The sequence below is a fragment of the Phocaeicola barnesiae DSM 18169 = JCM 13652 genome, assembly GCF_000374585.1.
GTDB classification, from domain to species: Bacteria; Bacteroidota; Bacteroidia; order Bacteroidales; family Bacteroidaceae; genus Phocaeicola; species Phocaeicola barnesiae.
The window spans coordinates 46,290-59,446 of the sequence record NZ_KB894656.1 but is presented as its reverse complement, the minus strand read 5'-3'; the positions used below and the strand labels follow the sequence as shown (position 1 = coordinate 59,446).

The window sequence follows — 13,157 nt, the reverse complement described above, 5'->3', positions numbered from 1 at the left end:
GAATCGATGTGGAATGATTTTTTCTATTATACCCGTTCGGAACGGAGGATTATCTGCCTGCTTCTGTTTTTATTCGTACTTTTAGGAGGTATAGGTACTTTTCTTTTCTGGAGGAACGGCCAGTCTGAAATGCCTGTATGTCACGAAATGGCCATCGATTCTTTTTTGCAACAGGTCCAGGATTACGAAGAAAAACGTGTTTACCGGGCAAAACCTTCTTATCGGAAAGAATCGGCTGTAACAGTTGTCTTACAGCCTTTCGACCCGAATACAGCCGATTCACTCCAGTTGCGTTCGCTGGGAATACCCGGTAATGTCGTCCGGAATATCCTCCGTTATCGAGCCAAAGGGGGGGTATTTCGTTCCGAGGAGTCTTTTGCCCGGATTTATGGATTGGATTCGGAACTTTTTCAACAGTTGAGGTCTTATTTACTCCTCCCTCAACCCGAAACAGCCCGCAAGGCCGTAGACTCATTTGCTCAAAGAGATACGCTTGTTCCCATGAAATTGCCGGTAGGAAGTGTTGTAGAACTGAATACGGCTGATACGACTTTATTGAAACAGGTTCCAGGCATCGGAAGCGGTAGGGCACGGATGATTGTGGCTTATCGTCGGCAGTTAGGTGGCTTTGTCCGGACCGAGCAGTTGAATGAACTGTCGCATTGGCCGGATTCATTGAATCGTTGGTTCCGGTGTGATGTTTCGTTTATTGAACAGATTCCGGTGAATCGGGCCGGACTGGACCGTTTGCGTAATCATCCTTACATGGATTTCTATAAGGCTAAAGCTATTCTGGAGTACCGACGGAAGCGGGGGAAAATAAAAGGTCTTTCCCAGCTTTCCTTGTTTCAGGAGTTTACTGAGAAAGACCTTGAACGTTTGTCTCCTTATCTGTCGTTCGAATAGCGAATGCATTACGGATGGCTATATCCGGCAGCTTCGGCTATCTTGAACGGGATTTCTGTATTGTCGATACGGCCTTGGAACAAATCTGCTCCTGCACCGATGGCGAACACCGGAACATAACCGGCTGAATGTCCGCCGCTGGTCCAACCTACCAAAGCGATTTCGTTCAGGATACGCTTAGCTTCCGAAGCGATGGGTTCGTCCTGAGCATATTCACTCTTTTCCAGTTTGACTTCCTGATTCTGGAAGCTCTTTTCATAAACAGCTTTCAAACGGGCTTCTTGTTTTTCGTTCAGTTTGACAGTGTCCCAGAATCCGAAATTTTCTTTCAAAGCTTTCTGGATGCTTTCCCAGGATACCTGATTCTTTGTTTCCATACGCAGGTTGTTGACAATCCGTGTAAATCCTTGTTCACTGACTTTCTGGTTTTTCAGCACTTGCAGATTCAGTTCGTAAGGACCTGTACCCAGTACGATACCACCAGTTTCATGGTCGGCAGTGATGACTATCAGGGTTTCATCCGGGTGCTGCATGTAAAATTCGTAAGCTACTTTGATGGCATTGTCGAAATCTTCTACTTCGTGGAATGCGGTTGCTGCATCGTTACTGTGGCAGGCCCAGTCAATCTTTCCACCTTCTACCATCAGGAAAAATCCTTTGGACATGTCTTTTGAAAGGAAGTTCAAGGCAGAACGGGTAATATCCTGTAGTGTCAGGTCGTTTTTCTGACGGTCAATGGCATACGGGATGGAATAGCGGTCCTTTTCAGAAGCTGCTTCCGACTGGAACAGGATGAGTTTATCGGCTTTTTTGCTCTTTTTCTGATAGTCTTTGTAGCCACGGGCAATGGCGTATCCGTTCTTGGCGGCTAAATCATACAGGTTCTCGGTGTCTTTGCCCGATTTGTCTACCGGTTCCAGGAAATCAGAACCGGCGTAAAAGTCGAAACCTGTCCGGTAAAGGTCTTTACCGATGCTGTAATAGCTGCTACGGCCGGCAACATGTGCATAGAAGGCGGCTGGGGTAGCGTGGTCTACACTTACACTGGTAGCGATACCTACCTTGTGTCCGGCTTCTTTCGCCCATACAGCTACGCTGTTAACCGGAGTTTCCAAATCTTTCAGTACACCGATGGCTCCGTTTTTGGTCTTGTTGCCGGTCGCCAGTGCAGTACCGGCTGCTGCAGAATCGGTTACGCCGTTTGTGGCTGAGAAAGTGGTCGATACTGTAGCATAAGGGAACTGTGTGAACTGCAACGGGATGATTCCGATTTTTCCGTTCAGTTCTCCCCGGTAGAGTTCTGTCCCTTGTACTTGGTTAACACCCATACCGTCTCCGATGAAATAGAAGACATACTTGGCCTGCTGGGCAAATGAATAATAAGTGGCCAGCAGAATGAATACGAATAAAAATGAAACTTTCTTCATGGATGAATCAGTAAAAAGTTAAATGTTTTGACGCAAAAATAGGGAAAAGTTATTTTCTAGTGATGCGAACTTCGAAAAAAAACATGTTTAAGTGGAAGTTTCTTGATGAGGTGGCGTTTCCCTTATTACAGATTCATTAATTTTAAAATTTCTAATACATGAAAAAAATGATGTTATTGGCAGGAGTCTGCTGTCTGTTGGCAGCCTGTCAGAGTAAGGAGGAATTGCAAGAGGTAAATCCAGAAAGTAATGCACCGATGTTTTTGGAGGCATCCATCGCTTCAGGGGGAGTAACGAGTCGAACCACCACTTCCGAACAAGGGGTATCCAACTTTGAATTGACAGACCGGATTGGTCTTTTCCAACCGGATGAAGATGAAGCTTCCTGTTGGGAGTTTGAAGAAAGCGGATGGACTACAGAAACGGCAATGAATTGGGAAAATAAAGTGGAAGATTTTCATTTCTGTGCTTTCTATCCTTATGAGGAAACGGCTACCCGTTCGTCAGTGCCTATGCCGGATTTGACAGCACAGACCGGTGAACTGGAGCGTATCGGTACGTTTGATTTCCTGGCAGGGCACTGTACGATGTCTTATGCCGATGCTGCCGGAGTGGTCTCTTTTACAGAAGACAATGCCTTCCACCATGTATATGCTATGCTGAAAATTGTGGTGAACAAGAGCAGTGCGGAAGATGAGCTGACTATCCATAAGGTGAGTTATGAAGGACAGGACATTGTAACTAGCCAGACTTATAGTTTTGGAAGCAGTTTTGCGGAAGACCGTTTGATATCAGGTTCTCCGTCTACGTCCGTGCTGACATTGACTCCGGAGGCAGTAGTCAGTGGAGAGAGTTATACATTTGTGGTGTTGATTAATCCGGTCACTTTATCGTCTTCCTTGAAATTGAGTTTTGATTATACCCGAAACGGTATTCGTTACACGGCTTCTACCGAGAATTTGGTATCAGAGTATGCGGGCGGTAAACTTTATACCTATACGATACGGCTGAAAAAAGAAAATATTCTGATAGAAGGCAATAGTATCGGTAACTGGGAAAGTCAGGTGGGAGATGATATCTGGATAGATGAGAACCATACTCCCGAGGAAATGGATTGATTCCATATCCGGATATATGATAAAGGATGCAGATGGGGATACCGCTGCATCCTTTTTTTGTCTATGCTTGTCGGGTTGTCCGGAAAAATACCGATGATTTCCGGAAAAACCTATAACTTTGCAGAATTTTAAGGAACATATCAATTACCTAAATATCGAAAAGCAATGAAAGCATTGAAGGAGCGTATCCTACGCGATGGAAAATGCTTTGAGGGAGGAATCCTCAAAGTCGACAATTTTATCAATCATCAGATGGACCCGATTCTGATGAAATCAATGGCTGTAGAATTTGTCCGCCGTTTTGCCAGTACCAGGATTAATAAGGTGATGACAATCGAGGCGAGCGGGATAGCTCCGGCTATCATGGTGGGCTATCTGTTGGAATTACCGGTAGTCTTTGCCAAGAAAAAGGTTCCCAGTACCATGGAGAACATGTTGACTACAAAGGTGTATTCCTTTACCAAAGACCGTACCTATGATGTGTGTGTCAGCCGTGATTACCTTTGTCCGGGTGATAAGGTGTTGTTTATCGATGACTTCCTGGCCAACGGTAATGCTGCCAAGGGAGTGATTGATTTGGTAAAACAAGCTGGAGCGGAACTGGTAGGAATGGGTTTCCTGATTGAAAAGTCATTCCAGCACGGAGGCGATTACTTGCGTGAGCAAGGTATTCATGTAGAGTCTTTGGCTATCATTGAAAGTTTGGATAACTGTGAGATTCGTATCAAGGAATAAAGGATGGGAAAAGAAGATACAATAGTCCGGGGAGCCGGACTGATTTATGGGCTGAATGACCGCCCACCGTTGAAGGAGACTGTCTTTGCAGCACTCCAGCATTTGTTGGCTATCTTTGTGGCCATTATTACACCTCCGTTGATTATTGCTGGTGCCTTGAAACTCGATTTGGAGTCTACCGGTTTCTTGGTTTCCATGTCCTTGTTCGCATCGGGAGTCTCTACATTCATCCAATGTCGTCGGATAGGACCTGTAGGTTGCGGGCTGTTGTGTATCCAGGGAACCAGCTTTTCGTTCATCGGTCCCATTATTTCGGCTGGTTTGACGGGAGGATTGAGTGCCGTTTTCGGGGCAACCATCATGGCATCCTCGGTGGAGATGCTTATCAGTCGGGTGTTGAAATATACCCGTAAGGTAATTACGCCACTGGTTTCAGGAATTGTGGTGACACTGATAGGTATGAGCCTGATTAAAGTTGGAATTTCCGCTTGTGGCGGTGGCGCGTCCGCTCAGGCCGACGGTAGTTTCGGCTCTTTTCATCATGTCGGGCTGGCTGCTTTGGTGCTGATCTTGATTATTTTCTTTAACCGCAGTTCCAACCGCTATCTGCGCATGAGTTCTATTGTTATCGGACTGATGGTCGGGTATGTACTGGCGTGGATATTGGGGATGGTTGATTTATCGGCAGTTCAGAATTACGGTGGCTTCAATATCCCTGTTCCTTTCCGTTACGGCATTTCGTTCGACCTTTCGGCCATCATCGGATTAGGACTGGTGTATCTGATTACAGCCATCGAGGCTTATGGTGACATTACAGCCAATTCTTTGATTTCGGGCGAGCCGGTAGAAGGAGAGGTTTTTGTGAAGCGTGCTTCCGGAGGAATTCTGGCCGATGGATTCAATTCCATGTTGGCCGGTATTTTCAATTCTTTCCCGAATTCCATCTTTGCCCAGAATAATGGAATGATACAGTTGACTGGGGTGGCCAGTCGTTATGTCGGTTATTTCATTGCCGGTTTTCTGATTCTGTTGGGCTTGTTCCCGGCAGTAGGTTTGGTTTTCTCGCTGATGCCTGAACCTGTATTGGGAGGGGCTACCTTGCTGATGTTCGGAACCGTAGCGGCGGCAGGTATCCGTATTATTGCTGCGCAGAACATCAACCGTAAGGCTACGTTGGTGATGGCATTGAGCTTCTCTTTCGGATTGAGTGTAGAACTGGTACCTGAAATTCTGTGTCAGTTGCCTGAGACTGTCCGGAATATCTTTTCATCCGGTATCACGACCGGTGGATTGACAGCCATCATTTCGAATCTGCTGATCCGTATCAAGGAAGACTGATATATACCTCAAATATAAGAATAGCGGGCTTTGCAGGAATAGATTCTTGCAAAGCCCGCTATGGTTTCAGAAGTTTCCGTTGATTACCAGAACTTGTTCAACTCCTGATTATATTCAAAGCCGGCAGCTTTCAGGTTGTTTACAATTTCTTCTTTGCTGACATTCAGGTCAGAACAAAGGGCATCGAGCGATGGATAGAAGTCACGCAGTTTCATGTTGATGAGGCTGTACAGCATCATCGGGTCTTTAGGTAATTCCATAATTTTTTCTCAAAAAACGTTTCTTTCTTTTTGCGGCGCAAAGTTACTACAAAAAAGTGAAATGCGGAAAGATATAGTGATAGAATTGAGTTACAAGGGTTTTGGTTGAAGTGGCGATAATCCGTGAAGCCATTACAATCCCTGCCGAAGCCAAATCCTGACGCCGCTACGTTACTTGTTCGTAACCATGCCCGAAAATGCGACAAACGGGTACGAATAGCGAAACAAGGCTCTAAGGAATAGTGAGTTATCCATAACTCATGCGAAAAATCAGGTTACGGAAAAAGATTGCGCCGTTCCTCCCCGTTTTGCGTACCAACACCGGACTCTTCACCAACTAATTTTGAAACCCAAAAATTAAGGACAATGAAGAGTACATTTTCAGTAATCTACTACCTCAAGCGTCAGGTAGTGAAAAAGGACGGGACAGTTCCCGTCATGGGACGCATCACGGTGGACGGCAGCCAGACACAGTTCAGCTGCAAACTGACTGTCGATCCGAAACTGTGGGACACCAAAGGTGGACGTGTCACGGGCAGAAGCACGGCGGCACTCGAAACGAACCGTATGCTTGACAAGATGCGGGTACGCATCAACAGGCATTATCAGGAAATCATGGAGCGTGACAACTTCGTCACGGCGGAGAAGGTGAAGAACGCCTTTCTCGGACTGGAACACCGCTACCACACGCTGATGCAGGTGTTCCGCCAGCACAACGAGGACTACGAGAAGCAGGTGGAGGCAGGCATGAAAGCCAAAGGCACGCTGCTGAAGTACCGCACCGTTTACAAGCACATGCAAGAGTTCCTCGACATCCGCTACCATGTGAAGGACATCGCCCTAAAAGAGCTTACCCCGGCTTTCATCTCCGACTTCGAGATGTTCCTGCGCACGGACAAGCACTGCTGCACCAATACCGTGTGGCTGTACGTCTGCCCGTTACGGACGATGGTATTCATCGCCATCAACAACGAGTGGCTGACGCGCGACCCGTTCCGCGAGTATGAAATCAAGAAGGAGGAAACAACACGCAGTTTCCTGACCAAAGATGAGATCCGCCTGCTGATGGAGGGGAAACTGAAAAACGCCAAACAGGAATTGTACCGCGACCTCTACCTGTTCTGCGCCTTCACGGGGCTGTCGTTCGCGGATATGCGCAACCTTACGGAAGAGAATATCCGCACCTACTTCGACGAACACGAGTGGATAAACATCAACCGCCAGAAAACGGGCGTGGTGTCCAACATCCGCCTGCTCGACATCGCCAACCGCATAATCGGCAAATACCGGGGACTGTGCGGGGACGGCAGGATATTTCCCGTTCCGCATTATAACACGTGCCTTGCCGGTATCCGTGCCGTCGCCAAGCGTTGCGGCATCACCAAGCATATCACGTGGCATCAGAGCCGCCACACGGCAGCCACGACGATATTCCTCTCCAACGGTGTTCCCATCGAAACGGTCAGCTCCATGCTCGGACACAAGAGCATAAAGACGACGCAGATTTACGCAAAGATAACCAAAGAGAAGCTCAATCAGGACATGGAGAACCTTGCCGCAAGATTGAACGGCGTCGAGGAATTTGCAGGTTGCACCATCTAAAAAGAAAAGCCATGAAACGTGACACAATCATCATCGAGGACAAGGCAGTCAGCGTAACCGGTAACGACGTGTGGATGACCGCCACCGAAATAGCCGGATTGTTCCATACGACCGTCCCGGCAGTGAACGCCGCCATCAGAGCCGTCCGCAAGTCGGACGTGCTGAACGACTACGAGGTGTGCCGCTACATGCAGCTTGAAAACGGGCTGCACGCGGACGTGTACGCCCTTGAAATCATCATCCCGGTCGCTTTCAGGGTGAATACCTACAACACCCACCTGTTCCGCACATGGCTGGTGGGAAAGGCACTCTCACAAGAGAAACGGCAGACATACGTGATGTTCATACAGAACGGAAAAGCCGGGTATTGCTGATTGCACATACCCCATAAGACAAGTAAACGGGTAGCACCACAAAAGGTGTCACCCGTTTACTTTTTCATGAAACCGCCTCACTCCAGCGGCTTGCGGTAGTTCGCTTCCAGTACCCCGCGCAGCCCCGTTTCCGGGTAAAGCACCTTCCCTCCCAAAAGTATGAAGGGCAACACGCGGTTGTTGCGGTATTCCTGCAAGGTGCGCCGGCTCACACGGAGCAGTTCCGACACCTCGCCGTCCGTCAGGTAACGTTCCCCGTCCAGCGGAGGACGGTAGCTTTCCAGAAATGCGGACAGCCATTTCGAGCCTTTGCGCATATCCTGCACCACAGAGGCTATCGGCTCGTCTTCCATCGTAAAAACATCGTTGTTCTCGTTCATCATAACTTCGGATTCAGTGGGTGAATAAATCAAATCATCTGCCGTGCGGATAGAGCGTGCCGACAAGCGGTATCAGCCGCTTCACCTCCTCTGGCTTGTAATAGAACCTGCGGTTTATCTGCGAGTAGCCGATAAGCCGCCTGTCACGCAGCGTCTGCAACGTGCGCGGGCTTATTCTCAACTGCCCGCAGACCTCCTCGCCCGTGAGCCATCTTTCCATGCGCCCCGTGTCGCTTTTGCGCCTCAGGGCGGCGACCTTCTCCGAGAGTGCGCCGAATGCCGCCACCATCATCTCGAAAGTCTTTTTCTCGATAGATACTATTTCCATATTCATGTCATTTAGAGTTTGCCGCAAAGGTAACGAAACGGCATACAAGACGTATCGTTTTCCGCTGAAAGGCTGCCTGTTGCGCCGTTTGACCGGGTTACGGAGCCATCTTCCGCAAAAATCTTACGTGAGTCACGTAGTGAGTTGTTAAAGCCCCTTTTGTTTATTGCCGAATTTTGTCGCAGAAACAAAAAGAAAGGACTGAACATGAAAGTGATAACAATGGAAAGTTCCGCCTACAAGGAGATGATGGCGCAGATTGCGAACATCGCAGGGTACATCCGCGAGGCAAGGGACGAGAAGAAACGGAAGCGGGAAACCGAAGACAAGCTGCTTGACACGGCACAGGCGGCGAAGATGCTCAACGTGAGCAAGCGCACCATGCAGCGTATGCGCACCGACCACCGTATCGAGTATGTGGTGGTACGCGGAAGCTGCCGCTACCGCCTTTCCGAGATACTGCGGCTATTGGAGGACAACACAGTAAGGAACGAGGAAGGGACAATAGACACCCTGTTCCACAACCACACGCTGCGCACGGGCGGCAAACCAAAAGGAAGGAGGACATAGGTCATGGAACTGCTCACACGAAACAACTTCGAGGGCTGGATGCAGAAGCTGATGGAACGGCTCGACCGTCAGGACGAACTGCTGCTGGCGATGAAGGCTGAGGGGAAACAGCCCACTATCACGGAAAGCATCCGCCTTTTCGACAATCAGGATTTGTGCATGTTGCTCCAGATAAGCAAACGCACCCTCCAACGCTACCGCAGCGTAGGCGCATTGCCCTACAAGACGCTGGGCAAGAAGACCTATTACAGCGAGGAGGACGTGCTGACATTCCTTTCCAACCATATCAAGGACTTCAAAAAGGAAGATATAGCCTTCTACAAGGCTCGTATCCATAATTTCTTTCATAAATAACCCATTAAAACATTTTTCAGATGGCAAAGAAAAAAGACGAAAAGGACGTGCTGGTAGTCCGTGACGAGAAGACAGGCGAGATCAGCGTGGTAGCCGGGCTGAACGCGGACGGCACACCCAAGCGCACCCCCGCAAAAGCGGAGAACGCGCAGAGTTTCCTGCAATTCGACCGACATGGCGACGTGCTGGACAACTTCTTCAAGAACTTCTTCCGGCAGTGCAAGGAACCCAGCCGCTTCGGTTTCTACCGCATTGCGGCAGACCAAGCTGAAAATCTCTTAGAGGTGATGAAGCAACTGCTGAAAGACCCCGAAGCGAACAAGGAGCTGCTCGCCCCTCACAAGGTGGACACCTCCGACTATGAGAAGAAGGTGCAGGAAGAGATGGCAGCACAACAGACAGAGAAACAAGAACCTCAAAAACAGGAGAACATGGAACAACGGAAAGAACAGCAACAGGACAAATCCGAACAGATGCAGGGCAAACGTGGCTACCAGCCCATCGACGAGAGTAAAATCAACTGGCAGGAGCTGGAGGACAGATGGGGCGTAAAGCGGGACAACCTTGAAAAGTCCGGCGACCTTACGAAGATGCTCAACTATGGCAAGTCCGACTTGGTAAAGGTCAAACCGACCTTCGGCGGCGAATCATTCGAGCTGGACGCCCGCCTCTCCTTCAAGAAGGACGGTGAGGGAAACATCAGCCTCGTGCCGCACTTCATCCGCAAGGAGCAGAAGCTGGATGAGTACAAGGAACACAAATTCTCCGACAATGACCGGAAGAACCTCCGCGAAACGGGCAATCTCGGTAGGGTCGTGGACATTGTGGACAGGGAAACGGGCGAGATCATCCCCTCCTACATCAGCATCGACCGCAAGACGAATGAAATCACGGACATTCCGGCAAGCAGGGTGCGCATCCCGGAGCGCATCGGCAAGACGGAAATCACCACGCAGGAGCGGGACATGCTCCGCGCCGGACTGCCCGTACGCGACAAGCTCATCGAGCGCAACGACGGCAGAAAGTTCGTCACCACCCTGCAAGTGAACGTGGAGCAGCGCGGCGTGGAGTTCGTGCCGGGAACCGGCAAGTCGCCCCGTACCGCACAGACACAGGAAACCAAAGGCGACACATCGAAAAGTCAGGCGCAGGGCGGGGAAAATGCCGCACAGACCAAGAAGGAGCAACGCCGCAACACGTGGACGAACGAGGACGGCAGCATCCGCCCCATCAGCAAATGGAGCGGCGTGAGCTTCACCGACCAGCAGAAAGCCGACTATGTGGCGGGTAAAGCCGTGAAGCTGGAGAACGTGACCGACAAGCAGGGCTTCCATGCCACGATGTATATCAAGTTCAACCCGGAGAAGGGACGCCCGTACCGCTACGACACGAACCCTGACAATGCACAGCAGGTTGCTCCGTCCAACGAGAGCCGCACGCAGGTGGCGGTGAACAACGATGGCAAGACCAACGAGGCTACAAAGAATCTGAGAGAGCCGTTGCAGAAAGGTCAGACCAACCCGAAGGACGCCCGCCAGCAACAGCAGCAGGAGAAGCCGCAGAAGAAAACGGGCAAGGGCATGAAAATGTAATCCCGTGTCCGCCACTGAATCCAAAATAAAATCCAAAGTATCAACAAAAAAGAAGAAGACATGAAGACAATCATTGCAGAAAAGCCCTCCGTGGCACGTGAAATCGCCCGCATCGTGGGCGCGACAAAGAGAGAGGAAGGATATTTCGAGGGAGGCGGTTATGCCGTGACATGGGCATTCGGACACCTCGTTCAGCTTGCCATGCCCGACGGCTACGGCGTGCGCGGATTTGTCCGTGACAACCTCCCGATTATTCCCGACACATTCACGCTCGTCCCCCGTCAGGTCAGGACGGAGAAAGGTTACAAGCCCGACAGCGGCGTGGTGTCGCAGATAAAAGTCATCAAAAGACTGTTCGACACAAGCGAACATATCATCGTGGCGACCGATGCCGGACGCGAGGGAGAGCTTATCTTCCGCTACCTCTACCACTATACGGGTTGCACCACTCCTTTCGTGCGCCTGTGGATCAGCTCTCTCACCGACAAAGCTATCCGCGAGGGACTGCGGAAACTCGAAGACGGCAGCAAATACGACAACCTCTACCTCGCCGCCAAAGCGCGGAGCGAATCCGACTGGCTCGTGGGCATCAACGGCACACAGGCGTTATCCATCGCCGCCGGACACGGCACGTATTCCGTGGGGCGGGTGCAGACACCAACGTTGGCTATGGTATGTGAACGCTACTGGGAGAACCGCCGCTTTACGTCCGAAGCATTCTGGCAGCTCCATATCGCAACGGACGGTTGCGACGGCGAAGTCGTGAAATTCTCATCCTCCGAGAAATGGAAAGAGAAAGAACCGGCGATGGAACTATATAATAAGGTAAAGGCGGCAGGTTGCGCCACTGTCACGAAAGCCGAGCGCAAGGAGAAGACGGAGGAAACTCCCTTGCTCTACGACCTGACCACGCTCCAGAAAGAAGCCAACGCCAAGCACGGCTTCACGGCGGAACAGACGCTTGAAATCGCGCAGAAACTCTACGAAAAGAAGTTGATAACCTATCCGAGAACGGGAAGCCGCTACATCCCCGAAGACGTGTTTGCCGAAATTCCCAAACTGCTCGCTTTCATCGGCACACAGCCCGAATGGAAAGACAAGGTGCGGGCAAAAGCCGCCCCGACACGCCGCAGCGTGGACGACGGCAAGGTGACAGACCACCATGCCCTGCTCGTCACGGGTGAGAAACCGCTCTTCCTCTCCAAAGAGGACAATACCATCTATCAGATGATTGCCGGGCGCATGGTCGAGGCATTCTCTGAGAAATGCGTCAAGGATGTGACCACTGTCACGGCGGAATGTGCCGGAGTGGAGTTTACCGTAAAAGGCAGCGTCGTGAAGCAAACCGGATGGCGTGCCGTCTATGGCGAGGAAAAAGAGGAAATTACCATCCCCGGCTGGCAGGAAGGCGACACGCTGACACCGAAAGGCTCGTCCATTACCGAAGGAAAGACCAAACCCAAGCCGCTGCATACCGAAGCCACCCTGCTCTCGGCAATGGAAACGGCGGGCAAGGAAATTGAGGACGACGCACTGCGGCAGGCGATGAAGGACTGTGGCATCGGTACTCCCGCCACACGCGCCTCCATCATCGAAACGCTTTACAGGCGCGGTTACATGGAACGCTGCAAGAAGTCGCTTGTTCCCACCGAAAAAGGACTTGCCCTCAATTCCGTCGTCAAGACGATGCGCATCGCCGATGTTGCCATGACGGGCGAATGGGAAAAGGAGCTGGCGCGTATCGAGCGCGGGGAACTGTCCGACGACACCTTCCGCAAGGAGATAGAGGCGTACACACGTGAGATAACCTCCGAACTGATCTCGTGCGACAAGCTCTTCGGCAGCCGTGACTCCGGCTGCGCGTGTCCCAAGTGTGGCACGGGCAGGATGCGGTTCTACGGCAAGGTGGTACGCTGCGACAACACGGAGTGCGGACTGCCCGTGTTCCGGCTGAAAGCGGGACGCACCCTGTCCGACGATGAAATCAAAGACCTGCTCACCGAAGGGCATACCAAGCTGCTCAAAGGGTTCAAGAGCAAACAGGGCAAGAGTTTCGATGCTGTTGTCGCCTTTGACGGGGAATATAACACGACTTTTGTGTTCCCGGAGGCTAAAAAGGACAAGAAATTTTCAGGACGGAAGAAATAGTATTAACTTTGCCACTTGTTCAGAG

Annotated in this window: 14 protein-coding genes; 10 read left to right on the top strand and 4 right to left on the bottom strand. The window is 50.6% G+C overall.

Features of this window, described 5'->3' with window-relative positions:
* Positions 1-6: 6 nt before the first annotated feature.
* On the top strand, positions 7-906 hold the full coding sequence (locus tag C510_RS0112990; RefSeq protein ID WP_018711730.1) for a helix-hairpin-helix domain-containing protein: 900 nt from the start codon (positions 7-9) through the stop codon (positions 904-906).
* A gap of 8 nt (positions 907-914) precedes the next feature.
* On the opposite strand, the gene C510_RS0112985 is transcribed toward C510_RS0112990, so the two are convergent.
* Positions 915-2,333 carry an alkaline phosphatase gene (locus tag C510_RS0112985; RefSeq protein ID WP_018711729.1) on the bottom strand — a complete coding sequence of 473 codons (1,419 nt, stop codon included), beginning with the start codon at positions 2,331-2,333 and terminating at the stop codon, positions 915-917.
* Between the two features lie 158 nt (positions 2,334-2,491).
* On the opposite strand from C510_RS0112985, the gene C510_RS0112980 reads away from it, so the two are divergent.
* The 3 genes from C510_RS0112980 (at position 2,492) to C510_RS0112970 (ending at position 5,524) form a co-directional block, all read left to right on the top strand.
* Positions 2,492-3,451: a fimbrillin family protein gene (locus C510_RS0112980; protein ID WP_025892803.1), complete on the top strand. Its 960-nt coding sequence runs from the start codon at positions 2,492-2,494 to the stop codon at positions 3,449-3,451.
* A gap of 165 nt (positions 3,452-3,616) precedes the next feature.
* Positions 3,617-4,186 carry a xanthine phosphoribosyltransferase gene (xpt, locus tag C510_RS0112975; RefSeq protein ID WP_018711727.1) on the top strand — a complete coding sequence of 190 codons (570 nt, stop codon included), beginning with the start codon at positions 3,617-3,619 and terminating at the stop codon, positions 4,184-4,186.
* A gap of 3 nt (positions 4,187-4,189) precedes the next feature.
* Positions 4,190-5,524, top strand: a complete 1,335-nt coding sequence (locus tag C510_RS0112970) for a nucleobase:cation symporter-2 family protein (protein WP_018711726.1) — start codon at positions 4,190-4,192, stop codon at positions 5,522-5,524.
* 83 nt (positions 5,525-5,607) lie between these two features.
* Here the strand turns inward: C510_RS0112970 and C510_RS0112965 are convergent, their stop codons facing one another.
* Complete coding sequence (locus C510_RS0112965) at positions 5,608-5,784, bottom strand: DUF4250 domain-containing protein (RefSeq protein WP_018711725.1); 177 nt, start codon at positions 5,782-5,784, stop codon at positions 5,608-5,610.
* A 366-nt stretch (positions 5,785-6,150) separates the two neighbouring features.
* On the opposite strand from C510_RS0112965, the gene C510_RS0112960 reads away from it, so the two are divergent.
* On the top strand, positions 6,151-7,386 hold the full coding sequence (locus C510_RS0112960; RefSeq protein WP_004291422.1) for a site-specific integrase: 1,236 nt from the start codon (positions 6,151-6,153) through the stop codon (positions 7,384-7,386).
* A gap of 11 nt (positions 7,387-7,397) precedes the next feature.
* Positions 7,398-7,760 (top strand): hypothetical protein, encoded by a 363-nt coding sequence (locus C510_RS0112955; protein WP_004291423.1) that lies wholly within the window; start codon positions 7,398-7,400, stop codon positions 7,758-7,760.
* A 77-nt stretch (positions 7,761-7,837) separates the two neighbouring features.
* Here the strand turns inward: C510_RS0112955 and C510_RS0112950 are convergent, their stop codons facing one another.
* Together C510_RS0112950 and C510_RS0112945 are read right to left on the bottom strand one after the other, a co-directional pair.
* Positions 7,838-8,143, bottom strand: coding sequence for a helix-turn-helix domain-containing protein (locus tag C510_RS0112950; RefSeq protein ID WP_004291424.1), 306 nt, complete (start codon positions 8,141-8,143; stop codon positions 7,838-7,840).
* A gap of 31 nt (positions 8,144-8,174) precedes the next feature.
* A complete protein-coding gene (locus C510_RS0112945) occupies positions 8,175-8,474 on the bottom strand; it encodes a helix-turn-helix domain-containing protein (protein WP_004291426.1) in 300 nt (99 codons plus the stop codon).
* A gap of 138 nt (positions 8,475-8,612) precedes the next feature.
* Between C510_RS0112945 and C510_RS0112940 the strand changes: the two genes are divergently transcribed.
* The 4 genes from C510_RS0112940 to C510_RS0112925 are packed head-to-tail and all read left to right on the top strand — an operon-like array spanning position 8,613 to position 13,132.
* Entirely contained in the window at positions 8,613-9,038 is a 426-nt protein-coding gene (locus C510_RS0112940) for a helix-turn-helix domain-containing protein (RefSeq protein ID WP_004291432.1), read from the top strand.
* A gap of 3 nt (positions 9,039-9,041) precedes the next feature.
* Entirely contained in the window at positions 9,042-9,392 is a 351-nt protein-coding gene (locus tag C510_RS0112935) for a helix-turn-helix domain-containing protein (RefSeq protein WP_004291454.1), read from the top strand.
* 20 nt (positions 9,393-9,412) lie between these two features.
* The gene (locus C510_RS0112930) at positions 9,413-10,984 is read left to right on the top strand and encodes a DUF3945 domain-containing protein (RefSeq protein WP_004291455.1); all 1,572 of its coding nucleotides are present in this window, start codon (positions 9,413-9,415) and stop codon (positions 10,982-10,984) included.
* Positions 10,985-11,044: 60 nt separating this feature from the next.
* On the top strand, positions 11,045-13,132 hold the full coding sequence (locus tag C510_RS0112925; protein ID WP_018711724.1) for a type IA DNA topoisomerase: 2,088 nt from the start codon (positions 11,045-11,047) through the stop codon (positions 13,130-13,132).
* Positions 13,133-13,157 lie beyond the last annotated feature (25 nt).